Source organism: Bacillus sp. FSL K6-1145 (assembly GCF_038003425.1).
Classification (GTDB): domain Bacteria; phylum Bacillota; class Bacilli; order Bacillales; family Bacillaceae; genus Bacillus; species Bacillus pumilus.
Genome location: NZ_JBBOPC010000001.1, coordinates 3,199,695 through 3,224,008, shown reverse-complemented (window position 1 = coordinate 3,224,008; position 24,314 = coordinate 3,199,695). Strand labels below are relative to the sequence as shown.

General features: G+C 43.8%; 20 protein-coding genes. 14 read left to right on the top strand and 6 right to left on the bottom strand.

Annotation, left to right across the window (positions count from 1 at the left end; all coding sequences use genetic code 11):
* Positions 1-266 precede the first annotated feature (266 nt).
* On the top strand, positions 267-1,631 hold the full coding sequence (locus tag MHH41_RS16380; protein ID WP_106035676.1) for a sugar porter family MFS transporter: 1,365 nt from the start codon (positions 267-269) through the stop codon (positions 1,629-1,631).
* A gap of 137 nt (positions 1,632-1,768) precedes the next feature.
* Entirely contained in the window at positions 1,769-3,166 is a 1,398-nt protein-coding gene (locus MHH41_RS16375) for a bifunctional glycosyltransferase family 2 protein/class I SAM-dependent methyltransferase (protein WP_253622097.1), read from the top strand.
* 13 nt (positions 3,167-3,179) lie between these two features.
* On the opposite strand, the gene MHH41_RS16370 is transcribed toward MHH41_RS16375, so the two are convergent.
* From MHH41_RS16370 to kduI, 5 genes are all read right to left on the bottom strand, one after another.
* Positions 3,180-4,325 carry a Ger(x)C family spore germination protein gene (locus MHH41_RS16370; protein WP_268459195.1) on the bottom strand — a complete coding sequence of 382 codons (1,146 nt, stop codon included), beginning with the start codon at positions 4,323-4,325 and terminating at the stop codon, positions 3,180-3,182.
* Positions 4,322-5,422, bottom strand: coding sequence for a GerAB/ArcD/ProY family transporter (locus MHH41_RS16365; protein WP_212045610.1), 1,101 nt, complete (start codon positions 5,420-5,422; stop codon positions 4,322-4,324). The genes MHH41_RS16370 and MHH41_RS16365 overlap by 4 nt, the downstream gene beginning before the upstream one ends.
* 3 nt (positions 5,423-5,425) lie before the next feature.
* A complete protein-coding gene (locus MHH41_RS16360) occupies positions 5,426-6,892 on the bottom strand; it encodes a spore germination protein (protein ID WP_212045609.1) in 1,467 nt (488 codons plus the stop codon).
* 105 nt (positions 6,893-6,997) lie between these two features.
* Complete coding sequence (gene kduD, locus MHH41_RS16355) at positions 6,998-7,771, bottom strand: 2-dehydro-3-deoxy-D-gluconate 5-dehydrogenase KduD (RefSeq protein WP_137054315.1); 774 nt, start codon at positions 7,769-7,771, stop codon at positions 6,998-7,000.
* A 4-nt stretch (positions 7,772-7,775) separates the two neighbouring features.
* Positions 7,776-8,603 (bottom strand): 5-dehydro-4-deoxy-D-glucuronate isomerase, encoded by an 828-nt coding sequence (gene kduI, locus MHH41_RS16350; RefSeq protein ID WP_003212793.1) that lies wholly within the window; start codon positions 8,601-8,603, stop codon positions 7,776-7,778.
* Between the two features lie 262 nt (positions 8,604-8,865).
* Between kduI and MHH41_RS16345 the strand changes: the two genes are divergently transcribed.
* The 12 genes from MHH41_RS16345 (at position 8,866) to MHH41_RS16290 (ending at position 23,106) form a co-directional block, all read left to right on the top strand.
* A complete protein-coding gene (locus MHH41_RS16345; protein ID WP_050944382.1) occupies positions 8,866-9,876 on the top strand; it encodes a LacI family DNA-binding transcriptional regulator in 1,011 nt (336 codons plus the stop codon).
* Between the two features lie 83 nt (positions 9,877-9,959).
* On the top strand, positions 9,960-10,976 hold the full coding sequence (locus MHH41_RS16340; protein ID WP_340866564.1) for a sugar kinase: 1,017 nt from the start codon (positions 9,960-9,962) through the stop codon (positions 10,974-10,976).
* The gene (locus MHH41_RS16335; protein WP_340866563.1) at positions 10,948-11,547 is read left to right on the top strand and encodes a bifunctional 4-hydroxy-2-oxoglutarate aldolase/2-dehydro-3-deoxy-phosphogluconate aldolase; all 600 of its coding nucleotides are present in this window, start codon (positions 10,948-10,950) and stop codon (positions 11,545-11,547) included. The genes MHH41_RS16340 and MHH41_RS16335 overlap by 29 nt, the downstream gene beginning before the upstream one ends.
* Before the next feature lie 118 nt (positions 11,548-11,665).
* Positions 11,666-12,121, top strand: a complete 456-nt coding sequence (locus MHH41_RS16330) for a GNAT family N-acetyltransferase (RefSeq protein WP_050944379.1) — start codon at positions 11,666-11,668, stop codon at positions 12,119-12,121.
* Positions 12,122-12,188: 67 nt separating this feature from the next.
* Positions 12,189-13,190 carry a sugar-binding protein gene (locus MHH41_RS16325; protein ID WP_340866562.1) on the top strand — a complete coding sequence of 334 codons (1,002 nt, stop codon included), beginning with the start codon at positions 12,189-12,191 and terminating at the stop codon, positions 13,188-13,190.
* On the top strand, positions 13,187-14,629 hold the full coding sequence (locus tag MHH41_RS16320) for a sensor histidine kinase (RefSeq protein ID WP_340866561.1): 1,443 nt from the start codon (positions 13,187-13,189) through the stop codon (positions 14,627-14,629). Before MHH41_RS16325 ends, MHH41_RS16320 begins: the two co-directional genes overlap by 4 nt.
* On the top strand, positions 14,623-16,041 hold the full coding sequence (locus MHH41_RS16315; RefSeq protein ID WP_340866560.1) for a response regulator: 1,419 nt from the start codon (positions 14,623-14,625) through the stop codon (positions 16,039-16,041). The genes MHH41_RS16320 and MHH41_RS16315 overlap by 7 nt, the downstream gene beginning before the upstream one ends.
* A 102-nt stretch (positions 16,042-16,143) precedes the next feature.
* Entirely contained in the window at positions 16,144-17,409 is a 1,266-nt protein-coding gene (locus MHH41_RS16310) for an ABC transporter substrate-binding protein (RefSeq protein ID WP_268459201.1), read from the top strand.
* Positions 17,410-17,470: 61 nt separating this feature from the next.
* A complete protein-coding gene (locus MHH41_RS16305) occupies positions 17,471-18,436 on the top strand; it encodes a carbohydrate ABC transporter permease (RefSeq protein ID WP_050944699.1) in 966 nt (321 codons plus the stop codon).
* The gene (locus MHH41_RS16300) at positions 18,433-19,254 is read left to right on the top strand and encodes a carbohydrate ABC transporter permease (RefSeq protein ID WP_050944374.1); all 822 of its coding nucleotides are present in this window, start codon (positions 18,433-18,435) and stop codon (positions 19,252-19,254) included. Before MHH41_RS16305 ends, MHH41_RS16300 begins: the two co-directional genes overlap by 4 nt.
* A 146-nt stretch (positions 19,255-19,400) precedes the next feature.
* Positions 19,401-20,351 carry a mannose-6-phosphate isomerase, class I gene (manA, locus tag MHH41_RS16295; RefSeq protein WP_340866559.1) on the top strand — a complete coding sequence of 317 codons (951 nt, stop codon included), beginning with the start codon at positions 19,401-19,403 and terminating at the stop codon, positions 20,349-20,351.
* A 124-nt stretch (positions 20,352-20,475) separates the two neighbouring features.
* Positions 20,476-23,106, top strand: coding sequence for a glucosaminidase domain-containing protein (locus tag MHH41_RS16290; protein ID WP_340866558.1), 2,631 nt, complete (start codon positions 20,476-20,478; stop codon positions 23,104-23,106).
* A 17-nt stretch (positions 23,107-23,123) separates the two neighbouring features.
* Here the strand turns inward: MHH41_RS16290 and MHH41_RS16285 are convergent, their stop codons facing one another.
* Complete coding sequence (locus MHH41_RS16285) at positions 23,124-24,305, bottom strand: CDP-glycerol glycerophosphotransferase family protein (RefSeq protein WP_326849219.1); 1,182 nt, start codon at positions 24,303-24,305, stop codon at positions 23,124-23,126.
* Between the last annotated feature and the right edge of the window lie 9 nt (positions 24,306-24,314).

Below are 24,314 nucleotides of genomic sequence, written 5' to 3'. Positions count from 1 at the left end.
TTAAACCCTCGCTATGATTTTTATAGTAAAGATGTCCTTCTTTTTGCTTACAAACTAAAACAAATATACCTTAAAACGGGATATAGTGCGACGTTTTTTTCACTAACGCTTAATTGACGTTTCCTTATCGTAAAAAGTTTCAATGATACGCAAATGAAATATATTTGTCATAAAACATCGAAATGTTTGAAGTGACAGAAAGTGAGGAAAATGATTTTTCATAGAGAAACATCCAGTACATACAGAACAAAAGAGGGGTTATGAACATGAAAAATCGGAATGGATGGCTTTATTTTTTCGGCGCACTTGGCGGCGCCTTATATGGCTATGATACAGGTGTCATTTCTGGCGCCATCTTATTTATGAAAGAGGATTTAGGGTTAAACGCATTTACAGAGGGACTTGTTGTCAGCTCGATTTTAATCGGAGCGATGCTCGGTTCCTCTTTATCTGGAAAGCTGACAGATCAATTTGGGCGGAAAAAAGCCATCATCGCCGCAGCGATTTTATTTATTATCGGCGGATTTGGTACAGCCCTTGCTCCGAATACCGAAGTGATGGTCTTATTCCGAATTGTGCTAGGACTTGCTGTCGGGTGCTCGACCACGATTGTTCCATTATATTTATCTGAACTTGCTCCAAAGGAATCGAGAGGTGCACTGTCCTCATTAAACCAGCTCATGATCACATTTGGTATTCTTCTCGCCTATATTGTGAATTACTCTTTAGCGGATGCAGAGGCATGGCGCCTGATGCTTGGAATTGCGGTCGTGCCTTCTGTGCTTTTATTATGTGGGATTATGTTTATGCCGGAAAGCCCCCGCTGGCTGTTTGTCCATGGACAGGCAGACCGTGCGAAAGAGATATTATCTAAACTCAGAAAGAGTAAGCAAGAAGTGGAAGAAGAAATTTCAGACATTCAACAGGCGGAAAGTGAAGAAAAAGGCGGTTTTAAGGAATTATTTGAGCCATGGGTACGCCCAGCATTAATCGCTGGTGTCGGTCTTGCCTTTCTGCAGCAGTTTATCGGTACCAATACGATTATTTACTATGCACCAAAAACATTCACAAGCGTTGGCTTTGGTAATTCAGCGGCCATTTTAGGAACCGTCGGAATTGGGGCTGTGAATGTTGTCATGACGTTTGTGGCGATTAAAATCATTGACCGTGTAGGGCGTAAAGCGTTGCTCTTATTTGGGAATGCTGGCATGGTCCTTAGTTTAATAGTCCTGTCAGTGGTCAATCGATTTTTCGAGGGGTCAACAGCTGCGGGATGGACGACTATTATTTGTTTAGGGCTCTTTATCGTCATCTTTGCTGTCAGCTGGGGTCCTGTCGTTTGGGTCATGCTTCCTGAGCTGTTTCCGGTACATGTCCGAGGAATCGGTACAGGCGTCTCTACCTTCCTCCTTCATACAGGGAATTTAATCATCTCGCTTACATTCCCAACTTTACTGAGCGCGATGGGTATTAGTAATCTTTTCCTTATTTACGCGGTCATCGGCGTAGGCGCCTTCTTGTTTGTGAAATATATGGTGACTGAAACGAAAGGGAAAAGTCTTGAAGAAATTGAAGAAGATTTAAAAAAGAGGAACCGTTCTGTCACAGGTGACGAAGGAAAAACGGTGTGAACAATGACCGGCTGCCCGCATGCAGCTGGTTTTTCTTTGTTAAACAAACGTTTAATCAAGAAAGGACAATCTCTCATCTTCTGAACGTGCTGCATATGACATACATATGGAATAGGCGGGCGAAAGGTGGAAATGAGATGAAAGGGAAAACGAGCATTGTCATCCTGACATATAATGAACTGCATTTAACGAAAAAATGTATCGACAGCATCAAGCAGCATACCCGAAGTGACCAATATGAACTCATCATCGTTGATAATGCGTCAACCGACGGGACGAAGGAATATGTGAGAGAGCTGAAAGATGTGATTTTCATAGAAAATGCAGAAAATCGAGGCTTTGCAAAGGGCTGTAATCAAGGAGCAAAAAAAGCGACTGGGGATAGCATTCTCTTTTTAAATAACGACACGATCGTCACGGAAAACTGGCTTTCTCCATTAAAAGAGGCGTTATTTGCATCAGAACGTATCGGGATGGTAGGGCCAGTCTCCAATTATGTGAGCGGTCCTCAAATGGTCGAGCCAACGTATACAGATGTAAAGGAGCTTCCAGCCTTTGCGAAGAATTATACGGCTGCAAAAAAAGGTCAGAGAACTTATGTACATCGGCTTGTGGGATTTTGTCTGCTTGTGAAAAGAGAGCTCATTGAAGAGGTGGGTTTATTTGATGAGAGGTTCGTGTATGGATCTTTTGAGGATGACGACCTTTGTTTGAGATCCTTGCTGAAGGGATATCAGCTTCAAATCGTTCACGATTCATTTGTGCATCATCACGGTCATGCAACCTTTCGAGCGAATCAAGAAACGAACATCTCTACATTGTTTGCGGAGAACAGGCTTCGGTTTTTAGATAAATGGGGCATTGATCTTAATTTGATGACCCCTCATCCGTACTTTGCGGCTCTGCTGCCTGAAGATGCTGTTTGTGTACTGGATGCGGGATGCGGCGCAGGAGCAACAGGGCTTGAACTAATGAATCGGCAGTCTGTTGACATGTACGGAGTAGAGGCTGATCCATTAAAAGCAGCCATTGCAAAGGCATATTACAAAGAAGTCATCGAGGCAAAAGCAGATGAGTACCCGTGGTTAGAGAAAGAGGCTTTTTTTGATGCAATCATTTTTTCGGATGTTTTAGAGCATGTGTCAGATCCTTGGCACATCATTGAACAAGCGCACGCATCTTTAAAGCCAGGCGGTGTGATCATTTGCTGCCTGCCCAACATGATGCATGCGGAGGTGCTTTTTCCGTTAATGACAGGGGATTTTACGTATCAAGATGTAGGAATTTTAGACCGAGGTCACCTGAGGTTCTTCACACCAAATACCATGCGTGCGCTTTTCCCAGACCATTTGTTTGAACGGGTGATCGAGCAGAGGATCAATGTTCCGATTGATCAAAACGTCCAATTGTTTTTTGACGAGGTGGCAAGAGTAGGAGTGTCACTTGGCTTTCAAACAAAAGCGTTGACTGATCAAGTGACTCTATATCAGCTTTTACTTGTCGTGCGTAAAAAAGGCGGCTCCCCTTCGGGATAACCGCCTTTTTGCTTTACCATTTAAAGCTTTTTGTTGCACCTTCTGCACCAAAGTTCAAGATGCTGACTTTGACATCGTAATCAATGGCTGCTTCTTGGAAGAGCCTATCCCACTCGGTACCATGCTGATTCCAATAGTCAGGATATTTCATACGGAATTGCTGGTTAAACAATATGGGATCAACGCCCACTTCTTTTTGCACATGATGGATCGCTTTTTGAATGCGTTCTTTAATGTTATGAGCAAAGATCCGCTCAAATCGTTTGATATACTGCTCATCGAATGAGTTTTCAGGAGGATATTGATCCTCAGACAATTTTCCATTTGTTTGTACGCTAATTTTAAAGGATACCTTTCCATTTTTCAGATAGGGCTCGACCTTCGTTTTTGCTTTTTTGATTTCATACGTTATCGGATAACCTTTGTAGGTGGCAGGTACAACGCCGCCTGAAATTCGGTCCATCACCCAGTTTAAAGATTGGACATCCTTCGCAGGGATGAAACCGATCAGCTTACGTGTTTTTCCGTGAATGATGCCTGCTCCATCATAAATAAGTTCACCGTCTATCGCATCTACACTTTGCACAAGGAAACTAACGCCCATCTGAAAGTAATCAGACGCCCGGCCAATACGTGTTGGCGGTACGATCTTTCCGTTAAAGCTTCGATTTTTAGATGTTTCGAAGATATGCTCAACTGGGACCTTTTGCTGTGATTTCAATTTTTGGTTGACGACTTTTGACGCATCTCCTCGTGTCACGAGGAGATAGCTGCTGCGCCGAACCTCATCATCTCGAATAAAATGATTGAGTGTTCCTTGAATATCGTGATGCTCCGCCTGAGTTTTACCAAACAAAAAGATTTTCAAGTGATCACTATAGATCGGCGGGTCCTTCAAGGCGACATTACTGACAGCCTCCAGCACATTTTTTCCCTTCGAGACAACATTCACATAGCTGGGAGAATCGGCTTCTTGTGTTCCGCCTGTTTTCGGTACAAGGTTTTGGTAGGTCAGCTTAACGCCATCCTCGTCTTCCTCGTCAATACCAACACCGCGTACAAACGATAGTTTTTCAATATCCTTTAAATCCCAGCATCCTGCTGATAGAAGAAAAAGGCAGCAGGAAAAAAAGAATAACAGTACACGCCTTCCTCTCATGCAGAACGACCTCCCCATTTTTTGCGTATCATCAGCAGAACAGCTGTAATAAAAGGAATGGCTAAAACCGCGAACAATGCGTAGCCGAGTAAAGTAGAGTAGTAAAAGACTTCATTGATATTTTTCGGAAATAAAGAGAGGGCAGAGGTAATCAAAAACAGCAGCCAAAGCAGTCTCGTTACATTGGTCGTCTTAAAGACTGTGTGGCATCCTTTAATGGCAAATTGGAAAAAGCCAAGCATGCAAATAAACTGCTGGCACGTCCAGATCGTCAGTAAAAAAATATCAAATCTTTCAATGAAGACCCCTTCAAGTTCTAGTGCTTGAATGAGTGAGACAGTGGGCCAGGTGAGGGATTTTGTTTCTCCCACTGTCATGGAGCCAATCACAATAAAAAGTGTGAGCGAGTACACGAGGGTTGTAATTCCAACTCCAATGGCAGCGGCCCATTTCGCCTTCGACCATTTGTCTTTATAAATGAGTGGTACAACAAACAAAATGACCTCAAAGCCTGTAAATTGAATAAATGTTTGAGAGAACAAATTACTGAAATCTTTAAACCCGTGCGCCATGACAGGACGTAAATAATCAAAATCAAATATTTTCAGACAAAACAGCATGAGCCCAATGTAAATGATCAAGGCGATGGGATAAATGTACGTGACCATTTTGACGACTGGAAAAATACCACTTTTCAAATGATAGATCGCCACGAGAAGAAAAATCATCACAATCACTGCCATGGGAGTTGATTCCAGCAGGAAAAACTGAACCACTTCCCCAAGGACACGCGCTTCAAAGCCGACAATGCCTAGTAAATAGGAAATCAGCATTAAATTAAAGATCGTGCCAACGATTGCCCCTGCTCCTTTTCTATTTGACTCAAAAATGGTGTCTGGTGCATTTTTTTCAGCAATCCATCCTAACAAAAAAGCAACGAAAGCAAAGATGACTCCCTGTATTAATACAATGATCCAGCCATCAGGGAATCCTGAATTGGCAGAACTGCGAGGAATGGTTAAAATTCCAGCGCCTATCATTGTAGAGCTGCACAGAATGGTGACTTGTAACAATGATAGCTTCTCAGCTCTGTACATCGTTTAATCTCCTTGTCTTTTGAGATTTTTTATTTTTGCTGTTTTCGGTCTCGATTTAAATAGCCCAATTGGTAAACGTACGTACGTATCCTTTAAATCTGAAAACGGTGAAGACAAAACAGGTGTGAAATAGTCAAAACCAAAGGTCTTTAATTGCATCAGGTGACAAAGCACAAATAAATAACACATGATTAAGCCATATAACCCAAACATCGCTGAACTGAAAATAGCCATAAACCGCAAGATGCGTAGTGGGAAACTAAAGTCATAGGATGGTGCCGTAAAGTCAGCAAGTGCAGTCAGCGACACAATAATCACCATTAAGGCGCTGACGATATTGGCTTGGACAGCCGCCTGACCAATGATGACGCCGCCAATGAGCCCAATTGTCTGCCCGATGGCTCTAGGAAGCCGAAGTCCAGCTTCTCGCAGCAGCTCTATCGTAAAAGACATAAGAATCGCCTCAACAACAGGAGGGAACGGAACATTCTGCCGGCTGCCTGCGATGGTGAGTGCCATCCGTGTGGGTAATAAGCCTGGATGATAAGAGACAAGTGCAATGTAAAGCCCAGGTAAAAAAATCGTGAGCAGCACGGCGATATAACGGAGTAAACGTAAAAGAGTCGCGCTAGTCCATCTCTGATAATAATCTTCAGGTGATTGCATCAAGGCTGTAAAGGTCATCGGTAAAATGAGCGCAAAAGGAGTGCCATCGAGTAAAATTGACACTTTTCCTTCAAGCACAGATGCAATCACTCGGTCAGGACGTTCTGTATTTTGAATCTGCGGAAAAATGGAGATGTGGCTGTCCTCAATTAGCTGTTCAATATAGCCGGTTTCAGGGATGTCATCCATTTTGATTTCGGTCATACGTGATAAAACATCTTCTACTAATTTAGGGTCAACAATATCACGAACGTACACAAGGGCTGCGGACTTCTTATTGCGAGTACCTACATTTACCTTTTGAATGACAAGGTTTGGGTCGTTTGCCCGCTCACGGATCAAAGCCGTGTTTTTTTCAAGATTTTCAATAAAACCGATCCGAGGCCCTCTTACAAGGACTTCCGATTGTGGCTCTTCTACTTCTCTAAATTGAAAAAGGTTCGTTTGGAGCGCAAGTGCTTGAGTCGCGCCATCTACAAATAAAATAGCCCTGCCGTTATATAACTGCTCGATGGCAAGGTTCATATCCTCCAGCACGTCATTTTGGATGCCAAAGAACGTTTTAGACAGGGCTGGAAGCGTACTAGAATCAACCTCGGTGATAGCCAGTTCCTTTTGCATGGGTGAAATGATTTGTTTGGAAATCATCTCAAATTCTGTGAGTCCTTCAACGTACATGAGACATGCAGAGATAGCAGAAGGGCCAAATGAAAATGAGTGGAACACGATATCATCACTTTTCCCAGCAAAGCTTTTGACGCGCTTGATGACGGACGCTATATCTTGTTCAATACGACTTTTCATAATACCTCACCCTCATGTCATGTTTTTTATAGAGTGACTCGGATGGTGGAGAATTATGCAAATAGAAAAAAGAGAATCCCTGCAAATAGGAATTCTCTCGTCTGTTTATCTCGCAAGCCAGCCGCCATCAACCGCTAAAATATGACCGTTCATATAATCGGAGGCTGGTGAGCTAAGGAAAACAGCCGCACCGGCTAGATCCTCAGGCTTTCCCCAGCGCCCGGCAGGGATTCGTTTGAGAATCTCTTCATTTCGATTCTCATCGTCCCGAATGGCTTGCGTGTTATTGGTCGAAATGTAACCAGGAGCGATCGCATTCACTTGTATATGCTGGTTCGCCCATTCGTTTGCAAAAGCCTTCGTCAGCCCTGCGACTGCGTGTTTACTTGCTGTATAAGCGGGGACAAAGACGCCGCCTTGAAACGATAGAAGGGAGGCGATATTGACGATTTTCCCTTGCCCATTTTTCAGCATCTGCCGCCCAACCCTTTGAGTGAGGAAAAAGAGACTATTGATATTCACATCCATGACCGTATGCCAATCTTCCTCTGAATAATGAGCGGCCTGCTCTCTTTTAATGGTGCCAGCATTATTGATTAAAATATCGATCGTATGCTTTTGTAACATGGCATCGACAGCCTGCTTTGCAGTTTGAGGGTCGGAAAAGTCAACCTGAACCGCATGAAACGAGCGGCCCGCCTGTTCGACTAGCGCTTTCGTTTCCTCAAGCGGTGTGTGGTGGTATGTGCCAATAATATCTGCGCCTGACCTGGCAAGCGCCACAGCAATGCCCTGCCCAATGCCGGTTCCAGGGCCTGTCACAAGGGCTGTTTTGCCTTCAAGAGAAAAGAGGGACGCTACATAGGATGCTGTCGTCATCACATTACCTCAGCTGGTCCATTGGGACAAAGTCCATATCTTTAAACGTATAGTTCTCGCCCGCCATCGCCCAAATAAATGAATAATTCGCTGTACCCGAGCCTGAATGAATAGACCAGGCAGGAGAAATGACCGCTTCCTCATTGGCCACAACGAGGTGTCTTGTTTCAGATGGCTCCCCCATAAAATGAAAGACACGAGCATCTTCTTCGATATCAAGATATAAGTACACTTCCATACGCCGATCATGAATATGAGCGGGCATCGTATTCCACGTGTTATTGGTTTCCAGCTGAGTGATTCCCATCATGAGCTGACAGCTTTGGATGCCGTTTGCGTGGATGACTTGATACAGGTTTCGTACGTTTGAAGCAGACGCTTCCCCTAAGTGATTCGGTGTTAATTCAGCGATGGCTGCTTTTTGCGTAGGGTACGCTTGATGAGCCGTGGCGGATACAAGATAGAACTTGGCTCCCTCGCCGGATGAACTAGCAAACTGTACATCTTCGTGTCCAAGCCCAATATATAAGAAATCTTTGTGCTCCAGTACAAAGGCTTCACCATCGACAGTGACTGTTCCTTGACCGCCGACATTTACAATGCCGATTTCTCGTCTTTCAAGGAAATATTCTGTACGTAGAAAGTCGCCGGCATCTAATTTGAGCGGCTCTGCAGATGGCATGACTCCGCCAATCACCACGCGGTCCTCATGTGAATAGTAGAGCTTTAATTCACCGCTGACGAATAGTGTAGGAATATGAAAATGACGACGAAGTTCCTCTGTTGTAAAACGTTTGACCTGCTCAGGATGTACAGCATAACGATTTTCCATTTGAAATAAGCCTCCCTTTCCATCTGAAACAAAGTATGGGTATTTTATTTGGTATCGGTTTCAAGGAAAATTTTAGAGGAAAAAGAGCATGCCGTCAACCGTTATTTTGAAATCGCTTTCTTTTTGTTTATTTAAATGTTTTTTTGCCATCTCCAAGCAAAAAAATCTTCTGGAATTCAAGAAATTATGATATGCTCTTTTTAAGTTATTTGAAATCGGTTTCGAAACAAATGAGAAGACATTGATTGTGGGAGTTTTTTGAATGAAAGAGAAAAAGCAAACGAAAGTGACCATCAACGAAGTGGCCGCTTATGCAGGTGTTTCAAAATCAACTGTATCCAGATATATCAATGGCAGAACAAATGAAATTTCTACTGAAAAGGTCAAAAAAATTAAAAAAGCCATTGAGGAACTGCATTATCGTCCGAGTCAGCTCGCACAAGGTTTGAAAGTAAGAAAAAGCAAGGTCATTGGGTTCATTGTAGCCGACATTACGAACCCATTCTCTGTAGCGACACTTCGCGGAGTCGAAGAAATTTGTGATGAATATGGATACAGCATCATGGTATGCAACACAGATAACCGACCAGAAAAAGAACGAGAAATGCTCCTCAAGCTGAATGCACATTATATTGAAGGGCTCATCATCAATACGACAGGTCAGAACAATGACATTCTGCAGGATTTGAAGGAAAACGGTGTGCCGATTGTCCTTGTTGACCGGAAATTACCTGAACTAAAAGTCGACACAGTGACAACGAATAACCGTGATATCACCATCCAGTTGCTTCAACAAATGTATGAGAAAGGCTATGAGCACATCGCCTTCTTTACTGAACCGGTCGATGGAATCAGTCCTCGTGAAGAACGAAAAGAAGCATATGAACAGACAGCCATGAGTAAATATAAGAAGCCGCTCATTGCAGAAATTGATTTGAAACAAAAGGAACAACTGCGAGAAGAGCTTGTCCATTTTGTACAATCAAGCCAGCAAAAAAAAGCGATTTTAGCAGCCAATGGATTACTTATGCTGAAGCTGATCAGTGAGCTTGTAGAACTCGGGTTAAAGATTCCAGAAGATATAGGCATCGCAGGCTTTGATGATACAGAATGGTATAAGCTGATTGGGCCTGGAATCACAACGGTTGCCCAGCCATCTCATGAAATGGGGAAAGCCGCCATGCAAAAAATCAAGACTCGGCTTGAAGGGGATGAAAGTGCGCCCCAAACCATTCAGCTTGATGGAGAAATCATCGTAAGAAAATCCTTATAAACAGACAGAGAAGAGTATACATACGTGCATGCTCTCTCTTTTTCAACTGATTTGAAACCGGTACCAAGAAAGGGGAGAAATGAGTGAAAGCATTGGATGCGGTCACATTTGGGGAATCAATGGCGATGTTTTACGCAAAAGAAGCCGGAGAGCTTCATCAAGTGCATACATTTCAAAAGGCGCTTGCTGGTGCCGAAAGTAACGTGGCAGTCGGTTTGGCGAGGCTAGGTTTTGATGTGGGATGGATGAGCAAAGTCGGAGCAGATTCACTTGGCACATTTATTTTAGAAGAGCTTCAAAAAGAAGGAGTCGATACAAGTGCAGTGATCCGTTCAAATGATGGGTCTCAAACAGGGATTTTACTTAAATCGAAAGTGATGGATGGAGATCCTGACGTCACGTATTATCGCAAAGGCTCTGCTGCGAGCACAATGAGTCCAAGCGACTTTCCCGCGAATTATTTCAAACAGGCAGGCCATCTCCATATGACAGGTATTCCACCTGCATTATCCAATGAAATGAGAGCGTTTTCTTTTCATGCTCTTCAGAAGATGAAAGAAGCAGGCAAAACCATTTCATTTGATCCAAACCTTCGGCTGCAGCTATGGGAAGAGGAGGAAGATATGATCCATACAGTGAATCAGATGGCTTTTCAAGTAGATTGGTTTTTTCCGGGGCTTTCAGAAGGGCAAAGGCTCACAGGCTATCACGAGCCGGAAGAGATTGCCGATGTTTATTTGCAAAAAGGCGTCAAGCTTGTGGTCATTAAGCTTGGTGCAGAAGGTGCCTTTTATAAAAGTGCAGCCAGTCAGGGGATTGTGAGCGGCTTTTATGTGCCAAATGTCGTGGATACAGTCGGTGCCGGTGATGGGTTTGCCGTGGGGGTTATCAGCGGTTTACTGGACGGTTTATCATATGAAAAATCTGTGATAAGAGCCAATGCTGTAGGGGCTCTTGCGGTGATGTCTCCAGGCGATAAGGACGGCCTGCCTACTCGGGAAGAGCTTCAGGCCTTTATGAAAGACGCCAAACGATATCAGAGACGGGAATATATGAAGGGGGACGAAGGATATGGGAAAGTCAGCAAGTTTGAGCGTTAAAGAACATCTCGCGGCTTGTAAGCTGATCGCAGTGGTGAGAGCGGGGAGCGAAGCAGAAGGCATTGAGATCATAGAGCGTTTAAAGAAAAAGGGCGTTCGTGCCATTGAAGTGACGTATACCACGCCCAATGCGGAACGCATCATCGCATCCTTTCAGCATGAGCAAGATCTGATTGTAGGAGCGGGCACAATCACCACCCTTCAGCAGGCGCAATCAGCCATTGACGCAGGCTCGCAATTTATTGTCAGTCCAGGGTATCTCCCTGTCATTGGAGAGCATCTCTCATTTCACAACACACTCTATGTACCAGGTGTCCTCACCCCAAGTGAAATCATGCAGGCAAAAGCAGCTGGATACTGCTTGCTCAAGCTTTTTCCAAGCGGCTCCTTCGGGTTATCCTATATGAAAAACTTACAAGGCCCATTTCCAGACATTGAATTTATTCCAACGGGTGGGATTCATCCAGCTGATGTGCCAAAATGGCTGAAAGCAGGCGCAGTGGCTGTAGGGGTCGGAAGTCAGCTGGAGAGCAGTACAGCAGAAGAATTACAAGCGGTTCTTTCTTCATAAATAAGCGCTATCAAATGAACAACTGGCAGATGGATGCCGGTTGTTTGTTCGTTTATCTGACATAACAGCAGGTGAATGGTGACTCTTCACGTACAATATTTGTGAAGGAGTGATAGATGTGTACATTCAACAAGATACACTCACGGATGGACAAATAGAGCAGCTGATTACCGCTCATATAGAAGAAATGAAAGAGCATTCCCCGCCAGAAAGCATTCATGCCCTTCCGTTAGCTGATTTGAAAAAGCAAGATGTCACAGTGTGGAGTGTGCGGGATGGAGAAGAGCTTCTTGGCTGCGGAGCGTTAAAGGAGCTGTCAAGTGATCACGGCGAAATCAAATCCATGAGGACCGCAGCTCACCATATGCGAAAAGGTGTAGCAAGGTATATGCTGAACCATCTTCTCCAAGAGGCAAAAAGGCGCGGCTATTCACGTATCAGCTTAGAGACAGGCGCGATGTCTTTCTTCGAGCCAGCAAGAAAACTATATGAGAGTGTTGGGTTTTATATTTGTCCGCCTTTCGGTTCATATCACGAAGATCCAAACAGTTTATTTATGACAAAGGAATTATAGAGGTTGAGAGAGTATGCTTATAAGCAGCTCTTTTTTTATGCGCAATTTTTGAAAGGGGGAGGATGTGGTGAAAGTATCAAAGTGGATCGGGGTGGGCGCCTTTCTCACTTTTTGTGTCGTATCTGTCATTTTTTTAACATCATTAGGTCAAGATTTATTTAAAATTGAAAACGCTTCCGAAAAAGCGTCAACAACTTATCAATATCACTTTGTCCTTGTACCGGAGGAGCTTGATAACGAATATTGGCAGCTAGTACAAAAGGGAGCTGCTGATGCGGCAGCCGCTCATCACGTGTATTTAGAATATTTGGGTCCGAAGCAAGCCGATATAGACGACCATTTGAAAACCATTGATATGGCAATCGCAGGGCATGTCGATGGCATTATGACACAGGGACTTGATGCGAAAAAATACAAACCGCTTTTTCAGAAGGCGAGGGAAAAGGGCATTGATGTTGTCACCGTTGATACGGATGCAGAGGGGAGTAAGCGTCAAGTGTATGTAGGCACGGACAATTATTATTCTGGCTTTATCGCAGGACAGGCACTCATCGCAGATACAAAAGGCGAACAGTATGTAGGAATTGTCACAGGCAGGCTTGATGCCGTTCATCAAAAGCAGCGCGTCAAAGGGTTTGGAGATGCCGTCGCCGCTGAAAAACGCATTCATATTGCTGGAATAGAAGAATCAGCCATTACCAAATCAGGGGCCTCCGGTGCCGCGTATAAACTATTAAACGATCATGCGAAGCTTACCGCATTTTACGGCACGAGTGCATTAGATGGTGCAGGGATTATTCAAGCAACAGCGCAATATCAATCGTCCGCAGATATCTATGTACTCGCATTTGATACGTTGCCAGATACGATTCAGGCGCTCGATGATGGAGAGATTGATGCAGTCGTTGTTCAGCACCCTTATGAAATGGGCTATCAAGCAGTGGAATCGCTTGTGCGTTTGCAAAAAGGTGAAAAAGAAGAACCGCTTCAGTACACAGGAACGAGTGTGATTCGGCGCGAGGATCTGCCGCTGCAGCAAACAGACAGAAGGCAGGGGGTGCAGCCGTGAGAAGGATTCGAAGTAAATTGCTACTGGCATTTTTGACCCTTGTGTTCCTTGGCAATGTGGCCGCTTTTTTCGTCTATTGGAGCAGCTCGAATATCACATCAGAATATAGCAGAAGCTTTCGTTCTTTTCTCCTGCTTAATGATATATCGACAGAGGCAAAAACGATGTATGAAAAGGTCAATGCGTATGCGATTGAAAAGGATCAGCAGTTTGCCAAAGAATATCTAGCTTCAAAACAAAAAATGAAATCCTACGACCAGGCATTGCGAAAAGATGCCGGGCTTCATGCGGCCATTCCTTCTATCGAAAAATACCAATATATGATGCGGACGCTCATCAATGAAAGTGATGCGACCATGACACATGTAAAAGAAGGGAAAATCAAAGAATATGCAGCAAGTGTGAAGGAAGTAAGAACCGTCTCCTCCTACATACAAGAGCAAACGATGACCCTGCTTGATGATGAATTGTCTGAGTATCAAGTACTCTATCAATCTCTGCAAAAAAGACACCAAACCTATGCGCTCTTTACCCTATGTTTGTTTACGCTGTCCATTGGGGTCGCCTTATGGATGGCGTATATGATTGCTGGCGGGATATCAAGACCGATCGTCCATCTCTCTCGAAGCGTAAAGGAAGTATCAGAAGGAAACTTTGATGGAGCGAACTTGCATGTCACCTCAAAGGATGAAATTTCTGTATTAAATGAGGCTTTTCAGCGAATGCGACAAGAGATGAAAATGATGATTGAAGAGATGAAACAAAAGGCAGCCTTAGATCAAAAAATCAAAGACATGAAGCTGAAAACGCTGCAAAACCAAATGAACCCACATTTTTTATTTAATACCTTAAACATCGTCTCACGCATGGCTTACTTAGAATCAGCGGATGCCACATCGAGGTTGATCCAATCTGTTTCCACTCTCATGCGTTATTCGCTGTCAGCTCTCAGTGCATCCGTTACGCTCGAACAAGAAGTAAAAGTGGTCAAAGAATATTTTCATATACAAGAAACGAGATTTGCCGATCGTATCACATGCAAAACGATCATAGATGAATCGTGTTTATCTGTACATATCCCAAGTCTCACCTTACAGCCGCTTGTTGAAAATGCCTTTATTCATGGCGTCGAACCAAAGGAGGAAGACGGGCTTGTCGAACTCTCGATCTATCAAGAAGGCGGCTATGTGATGATTCGGATTCGGGACAATGGGATGGGAATCAACGAACAAGAGAAAAGGAGATTGCTATCAGAAAAAGAAGAGGAATATCCAAACATCTTGAGTAAAGGGCACTCGACAGGGATCGGTCTTCGCAATGTGATGTCAAGGCTGCATTTGTTTTATGGGGTAAAAGATGCCCTGCAAATTGACTCAAAGCCAAACGAAGGCACCACCATTCAATTGGCTATTCCGATGAAGGAGGGACCATCATGCTGAACGTGCTGATTGTGGATGATGAAAAAATAGAACGGCTAGCGATGCGGAAGTTCATGACGGATTGGCTTCCAGAGTGTCATATCGCAGGAGAAGCTGAAAATGGAAAGAAAGCGGTTGAATTCGTGCGAACTGAGCCCGTTCATCTTGTGCTCATGGATATTCAGATGCCGGGAATGGATGGACTCACAGCGATCAAGCAAATCAAAGCGAGCAGCCCTCATACAAAATTTATTATGCTGACAGCCTACGATACGTTTGATTATGCCAAGCAAGCGATGCAAGAAGGGGTGAAGCAATACCTCGTTAAACCGGCTGACAAAGATGAAACCATCGCCGCCATTCGCACGGTTGCGGCAGAGATTCAGCAGGAGGCGTCTCAGCGGCAGGCGATGGCGGCCGGTCAGCAGTCAAATTGGCTTGAAGCTCATGTCATAAACGGTCAATCCTATACCTCAACGGAGTTTCAACAACTGTTTCATGAATTCGAAGCAGGTCTTGTCATCGCTGTACAGCGGACAATCAGGGATCAGCTGTTGATTGATTTACAGACATCTCCCCTTTTTCATACAGTGCCGATTCAGGTGAGTGGTGAGCTGTTTACATGTCTTATTTATCGTCACCAAGCGCCTGGTCAGTTAAAGGCAGATGTCCTGCAGGCGATTCGAACCGCCACAACAAACGATCAGCCTTCACCTGTCGTTGGCATAGGACACCCGGTCTCAAATCCGCTTTATCTTCAGAAAAGTGCAGCAGAGGCGAAGCTTGCCTATTATCAGCGGAAAAAGAGCCCCGGCGTTGTTCGTTATGGTTTTTACCAAACAGAAGAACAGTCTCATCCATTGATCCATCTGCCTGAGCTTGCAGACGATATGATGCAGGCAATGGAAGAAGGGAGAAGAGAGGATGCGCTCGCTTTATTCGATGCCTTTGAGCTAGAGGGGGCGACCCTGTCACAACTAAAAGAGCTGCTGATTTTATTTAAATCACGGCTCCGAACAGACTGGCCAATATTAACGATCAGCACCGCTGCTGAATGCCGTCAGTGCTGTGAATATTTATTTGACGTGTACGAAGCAAGAAACCAGACTGTGAATGATATCGAGCGGGCAAAGCGCTACATCAAAACGCATTTTTGTGAACAGATCACGCTGGAGCAGACTGCGGCCTATGTTGATTTAAGTCCGACCTATTTTACAAAAAGGTTTAAAGACGAGACAAGGCTGACATTTAAAGAATATGTGACGACCTGTCGGCTGGATAAAATTAAAAAACTTCTCAAAGACAGCTCGCTTAGTTTAAAAGAAATTACCTATCAGGCAGGATACACAGACCCCAATTACGTCAGCCGTGTGTTTAAGAAGATGGTGGGTTGTTCACCGAAGGAATATCGAAAACAGACCGTAAAAAAATGAAGAATTTCATAAAAAAGTGAAGAAGTTTGCCTAAAAAAAAGAGAGGATCTGCCATTATACTTATCTTGATAACGCTTACAAAATGAGGATGGGGGATCAATCATGAAGGTTAAATTAGGCTTTACGCTGTTAGTGCTCTGTATGCTTATCGTCACTGCCTGTAGTTCATCGACGAGCTCAGATGCGAAAAAAGAAGGTGGAGCAGAGAAGCTCGACATTTTCTCTTGGTGGACTGGAGCAGGTGAGGAGGACGGACTGAAAGCACTCATTCAATTGTTTGAAGAGAAAAATAAAGATATTCCAATTGAAAATGCAGCTGTCGCAGGTGGTGCTGGTACAAATGCAAAGGCTGTTCTGACTAGCCGGATGCAAGGAAATGACCCGCCAGCTACATTCCAAGTACATGGCGGAGCGGAGCTGAATGAGAGCTGGGTCGCAGCAGGCAAAATGGAGCCTCTGGATGATCTATATGAAAAAGAAGGCTGGAAGGACAAATTTCCAGAATCACTCATCGACCTTGTCAGCAAAGATGGGAAAATCTATTCAGTACCAGTGAATATTCACAGGGGCAATGTGCTTTGGTATAACAAGAAGGTATTTGACGATGCAGGCTTAGAGCCACCAACGACCTTTGATGAATTTTTCAAAACAGCAGATGCATTAAAGAAAAAAGGCATTACACCGCTCGCACTTGGGGATAAAGAGCCTTGGGCAGCAACACATTTGTTTGAGAGTGTGCTGCTCGGCGTTTTAGGCGCTGACGGTTATCAAAAGCTTTGGGCTGGCGACATGAAAATGGATGACGCAAAAGTGAAGGAAGCGGCAGACATCTTTGGACGTATGCTTGAATACGTCAATGATGACCACAGCTCACGTAACTGGCAGGATGCCTCGCAGCTCGTAGCAAAAGGAGACGCTGCAATGAATGTCATGGGCGACTGGGCGAAGGGGTACTTTGTGAATGATCTGGATCTGAAGGTGAATAAAGACTTTGGATACGTGGCGACTCCTGGCACAGAGGGAAGCTTTATGGTGATCACCGATACATTTGGACTGCCGAAGGGCGTGAAACAGCCAGAAAACGTGAAGAAATTCTTATCTGTCTTAGGATCTGTGGAAGGACAGGATGCATTTAATCCGCTGAAGGGATCGATTCCAGCACGTGTGGATGCAGATGTTTCTAAATATGATGAATACGGAAAATCGGCGATGAAGGCATTTAAAGAATCAAAGCTGGCGCCGTCTCTCGCACATGGTTCAGCTGCTGAAGAAGGGTTTGTGACAAAAGCGAATCAAGCCGTCAATATCTTCGTCACACAAAAAGACAGCAGCCAGTTTGTTTCATCTTTAAAAGATTCAATGAAATAAAGACGAGGAGGCGGCGACTAAGCACCGCCTCTTTTTTAAAAAGGAGTGTAGCTTCATGCGTATGGATACATCGCCGATCACAAAAGCAGCAACACCCAAAGTCAAACGTGTGCGGAAAAAATGGAGTGGGGATCAGCTGCTTGCGCTTCTATTTTTAGCCCCGTCGGCTGTTTTATTATTCATCTTTGTTTACGGCTTTATTGGCTGGACAGGGTATGTGTCATTATCAAATTGGACCTCGCTTGTTCCTGATTTCTCTTTCGCAGGTCTTCAAAACTATATGATGCTGTTTCAAGATTTCCGCTTTCAGTCAGATCTTCGAAACACGGTCTTTTTCACTCTATTCTTTATTGGAGCCGTTATTGCCTCTGGGCTCGCACTTGCGATTTTACTAGATCAGAAGATCAAGGGTGAATCTCTATTTCGGAATTTATTTTTCTTTCCAATGGCCCTTTCCTTCGTTGTGACAGGGGTCGTCTGGCAATGGATTTTAAACCCGTCCACAGGGGTGAATCTATTTTTAAAGACGCTTGGTATCCAGCCTAAGTGGTACACGGATACGAACATTTTAGCTGGATTTGTCTGGGGGAAAATTGAGTTTGGTGTCCCTGCAGCAATGATTGCAGTCGTGATTGCAGCTGTTTGGCAGATGACTGGATTTTCTCTAGCAATGTATTTGGCGGGTTTGAGAGGCATTCCAGAGGAAGTAAGAGAGGCTGCTAGAATGGATGGCGCAACCGAGTGGCAGATTTACTGGAAGATTATTTTTCCTCTATTAAAACCGATTACTGCAAGTGTCATTATCATCATGGCTCATATTTCATTAAAGATTTTCGATTTGATTTACTCGATGACAGGACCGGGTGCAAACTTTGTCACAGATGTTCCGGGCGTTTACATGTTTGAAATGACCTTTAGAGGAAACCATTATGCAGGCGGTGCCGCCATCGCGATTGTGATGCTGATCTCTGTTGCGGTCTTTATCGTGCCATATCTCCTGTCGAGCCGGAAGGGGGCGTCATCATGACAGCTAGATGGTTTGTCCGTCCAGTCCTTTATGCTTTATTGATTTTGTGCAGTCTGTTTTTTCTGATGCCAGTCTATGTCATGCTCGTCACAAGCTTGAAGCCCTTAGGTGAAGTGACCCTTGAGAAAATGTGGGCGCTGCCGTCAACACTCGATTTTTCAAGCTATCAAATCGCATTTGAAAAGCTAGCGCCCAATTTAATGAATTCTCTTTATCTAGTCATTCCGGCTACCTTATTGTCAGCTGTCTTAGGGGCGATGAATGGCTATGTCCTATCAAAATGGCGTTTCAAAGGATCAGAAGTGGTCTTTACGCTGATGCTGTTTGGAATGTTTATTCCATATCAAAGTATCCTCATTCCACTCATTCAATTTTTACGCGAAGTCGGATTGTATAATTCGATTCCAGGTTTGGTGCTTGTCCATGTCGTATATGGACTCCCAATCACAACGCTCATGTTTAGAAACTTCTATGTGAGCATTCCTGATGAAATGATTGAATCGGCAAAAATGGACGGCGCAGGGTTTATCGGGATTTTCAGACATATGATTCTTCCGCTTTCGATCACAGGATTTGTTGTAGTCGCCATTTGGCAGTTCACAAATGTGTGGAATGAGTTCTTATTTGCAGTCACGATGACCACTGCGGAGCATCAGCCAGTGATGGTTGCCTTGCAAAATCTATCGGGCAGTCAAATTGTGCAATGGAACGTCCAAATGGCAGGGGCAATATTGGCCGCATTGCCGACACTCTTGGTCTATATTCTGCTCGGAAAATACTTTGTCAAAGGGCTTCTCGCAGGCTCTGTTAAAGGATGAAACATTTTAGTGTTATCGTTTTCATTTGGTGTACTGAAAGGATTGACTTCTCTTTAGATAGCGTCATAATAAAAGTTGAGACTTGCTAGTTTTCATCAAGCTTGGCAAGGATTATCAAAGGGTAGCAAAGGGAGGAGTCATCCTGAATGAAGCAGTCACCAATTTTTTTACTGCCTGAATTGAAGGAGAGAATATGGGGAGGTACAGCCTTAAGAGATCAATTTGGCTATGATATTCCTTCTGATCAAACGGGAGAATGCTGGGCAATTTCTGCTCATCCAAACGGACCAAGTGTCGTGCAAGACGGTCCATATAAAGGGAAAACGCTGATCGAACTATGGGACAATCACAGAGAATTGTTCGGGGGAATAGAAGGCGATCGATTCCCGCTGTTAACCAAAATTTTAGATGCAAACCAGGACTTATCCGTTCAAGTTCATCCAGATGATGATTATGCGGAAAGACATGAAAATGGCGAGCTTGGAAAAACAGAGTGCTGGTATATCATTGACTGCAAAGAAGGAGCAGAAATGATCTATGGGCACAATGCAAGAACAAGAACTGAGCTTGTGACCATGATGAACAGTGGAGATTGGGAAGGTCTTTTACGTCGTGTGAAGATAAAGCCTGGTGATTTTTATTATGTGCCAAGCGGTACCATTCATGCGCTTTGCGAAGGAACGCTTGTCCTCGAAACGCAGCAAAGCTCAGATACCACCTATCGGGTATATGATTATGAACGAAAAGATCAGAATGGCAATGAACGTGAACTTCATTTTGCGCAAGCCATTGATGTCACAACGGTTCCCCATGTAGACGGGTATGCAGATGAATCAATTGAAACACGCCGTGGGCTGACCATTCGAACGTTTGTTGAAGCAGAGTATTTCTCTGTGTATAAATGGGAAATTGATCAAGCAGTGGAGCTTTCGCAAGATTATTCATTTTTGCTGTGCAGTGTAATTAGCGGGGAAGGGGCTCTAACGCATGATGGACATACATATCCATTGCCTAAAGGAGCTCATTTTATCCTGCCAGCTGAAACAGGAAGCTTCTCAATTGAAGGAACTTGTGAGCTGATTGTATCGCATATATAAAGAAAAAGAGGACTTTGAAGGGGTCCTCTATTTTTCTATTGCATAAATGACTTGAAAGAGTACTTGTTTTTGTCGATAAAGAGATTAGTAGACTATTATGCAAAGTAAGAGAGGGACAGTGAACGTGAAAAAAACCATCAAGATTATGTTACTCGCAGCTGCCTTTGGTATGACAATACAGACGGGCAAAGAAGTGCAAGCAGCCTCCTATGTCGATCAATCCATTTACACGATGAACACCTCAAAGGTATTTACAACAGAATCAGAAGTAAAAAAAGCAGTGGAAACATTGAAGAAGGACAAAAAGTGGACAGCCACTTATCAAACCTCAGGAAACACGTCGACCTATCAGCTCACTGCCTCAGGATATGAGTCACAAGCAGCAGCGAGTGCAAGTGCAGCTGCATTAAAAAAAGAGACGGGTATGAGCGGTACGGTGTCGCCAGTAGGTGACCGCCTTCCATTACAAAAGGTCGTATCTGACCCCGTCAATGATGAAGCTCAGGCGAAAAAGCTCTCACTCGAGCTAACGAAAACATCAGGACTCAATAGCACCTATGAAGTTATCAATCAAAGCAGACCTTCTTATCAGGTCATTTCAGGGACCATTGATTCTGAAACGAAAGTCAAAAATATTCAAACCGAATTACAAAAGCAGGCCGGTGTCACTAGTACATACCAAACTGAAAACAAAGCAGGCACTGTGTATCAGCTGATTTCAGGCGGTATCGTTGGGCAAAGTAAGGCGAATACGATCCTGCAAGGCTTTCAAAAAGAGTCTGGTTTAAAAGCGGTGCTTCAAACGGTGACAGCAGGCAAGCCATATTACATCGTCACATCAGCTGCACAAGCGAACCAGTCAAAAGCACAAACGCTTCTTACCCAGCTTCAAAGAGAAGCAAAGATCAGCGGGAAGATTCAAAAGACAGGCGCTTTAAAAAATGTGTATCGCTTGGAATCAGGCTATTTCAAAGACAACAAACAGGCATCCTCAGCTGCGGCCCAGATTAAGAAACAAACCGGCGCTACAGGGACTGTGCAGCGAGTGGGAAAAACAAAAAATTATATCGTGAAGCTCAATCAACTGAACGATACAGCATACGGAAAAACGGTGGCCTTTTTCAAGAAAAAGAAATGGCGCTACACATCGCAAAAGATCTCTTCTACACAGCCATATCAAGTAGTGACTGGAAACCTATTAGGAGATGATCAAGCGAAAAAAGCAGCAGCTTTCTTCCAAAAGAAAAAGGTATCAGCAACAACGAAAAAAACAGGTAAAGCATCTGACAGCACGTATCGACTTGTCGTCAATCAATCAGCGGAGCAAGCCAAAATAAATAAAGGTGCCGCATATTTAAAAACGCAGAAAGTGACAAGCAGCATTACAACTGGTAAGGGCCAAGCTGTCAGCAAAACGTATAGTCTCAAGACAACACCTGTATATGAGCAAAGTAAAGTCAAGCAGGCTCAAGAGATTATCAAGAAAAATGGCGTTGCCAGCAGTACAAAAACGTTGACAGAAGCGGTTAAACAATACCGGATCACGACAGAGCCGACGGTGAATCAGACTAAACTGAATCAAGCGCTAAGCTATTTAACGAAACAAAAAATGAAAGCAGCTGCTCAAAAAACAGGGACAACTGATTATGGTCAATATCAGATCAAAACAGGTGCCATCTCAACAGCTGCATTGCGCGATCAAGGCATGGCATTTTTCAAAAAACGGAATGAACCAGCTGCCTATCAAACAACAACGAAACCAACCTACAAAATCAACATTACGCAGCAATTCACAGGATTACCAACTGTAAATGCAGCGATTGCTTTTGTGAAAAGTCAATATGGCTGGACAGCTACAGCCGTAAAAATCAAAAATGGCCCAATGGTCATGCAAACGAACTACAACCTCACTGTCAATGAGATGGTGAACAAGCAAATGAAGGTGTCACCACAGACAGATGGCGTAGCCTATGTCTATGCACCATATGTCGACCCGGCGACGTCAACTGTGAATACGGACGGCTTAAATGTTCGTTCGACACCTGATTCGAGCTCTGCGAGCAACATCGTGGCGCAGCTGAATAAAGGAGCAAAAGTGAAACAGCTTGGGAAAGAAGGAAACTGGATCAAGATCAGCCTTGGCTGGAGAAATGCAAGCTCAGCAGAGGTGCAAAAATATGTAGATCCAGCCAATATTGCTGAGGGCACTCAATCTTATTTTCAATTTCTGAAACTCTCTGAAGCTGCGAATCTCAATCCGGCAGAAGTCAATTCAAAGATTCTAGCAGGCAAAGGGATTCTTGCAGGTAAAGGACAAGCCTTTATTACGGCAGCGAAAACGTATCATATCAACGAAATTTATCTCATTTCTCACGCGTTGCTTGAAACAGGTAACGGAGGTTCCATTTTAGCGAATGGTACGATGTTTAATGGAAAGAAAGTATATAATATGTATGGCATTGGCGCATACGACAGCAATCCGAATTACCTCGGTGCAAAATATGCGTATGAACAGCAATGGTTCACGCCAGAGGCAGCCATTATTGGCGGGGCAAAATTCATTGGCAACAGCTATATCAATCACGCCACATACAAACAAGATACGATTTATAAAATGCGCTGGTCTAGTTCAGCGACTCATCAATATGCAACAGATATTGGCTGGGCATATAAGCAAGTCACTCGTATGTATAGCTTGTATAACTTACTTGATAACTATACGCTCTATTACGATATCCCGGTTTATAACAAATAAAAAAACGTCCGTGCTTCCTAATGAGAAGCCGGACGTTTTTTGTGTAAGAGCTGCTGTTCAATAAAGAATAAGAGCTGCTCACTGGACCTTCCCTTTGAATATTGATTCCATTCCTCGGCGAAGGTTTTAATTCGTTTTAGTTGATCTGATTCATGAAGTAGCTCCTTCAAGAGCATGCTTTGAGTGATACAAGCCTTCCCAGGAATGATGTCCTCATACCGATCGACTAAGCCGCGTTTCTCTCGATAAGTGTCTAAGTCATAAGTGAAGAACAAAACAGGCTTTTCAAGCAGTGCATATTCAAACACAATCGATGAGTAATCTGTGATCAGGACATCGCATGCACAAAGCAATGGATAAAGCGGCTGATCGGACACATCAAATATCCATTCATCGTCTGTTTCCGCCTTCGCTAAATGTTTGACCGCAGGATGAAGCTTGACGAGCAGAATATAATCTCCGTTTAGCTCTGTTTGTAATTGCTCCTTTGAAAAAGGCAGGACAAGACTGTCCATTGCAAAGTCTCGATAGGTCGGTGCATAAAGCAGGATCTTTTTCCCTTTAGGAAAATCATTCGGCTTCAAGGAAGACGGGCGCTGGTCATAGTACACATCCGTCATCGGTACACCTGTTGGTAAAAAACGTTCATCATTCACCCCAAACGAAGACTTAAAAATCTCGCGCATATGATCTGAGCCTGTAACGATATAATCGAAAGACGCATAGACTCGTTTGAACCGTTTGATGTCACGAGGACTTCGTTCCGAATTTGAAGCATCTTCAAGACCGAATTTTTTCAACGCCCCATTGGCATGCCATACTTGAATACAGGTGGTAGAAGGACGTTTTTTGAGTACGCTTGTCATGAGAAAGTAATTATCTGTCACGACAACCTTGCTTTTAAACATCGTATAAATACATTGAATGAGATGGAGAGGATTTTTTTCATGAAAATAGCGAAATGACAGATGAGACTCGTCCTTTTCTATCGCAGAAGCATGCTTCGTATAGAGGACAGTAAGCTTCATCGTCATGTTCGCCTGTTGTTGATAAGTATCAATAAGAGCAGCTGCATTCTCTTGAAATGAAACAAGCAGCGTCACCTGGTTTTCACGCGGTTTCACGCCGCTCATCAGCCATCCAATAAAAGAAACGAAAGCTGCATAGCTTGAAATGATCATTGAGCGTATATTTATCATTGGTCAGTC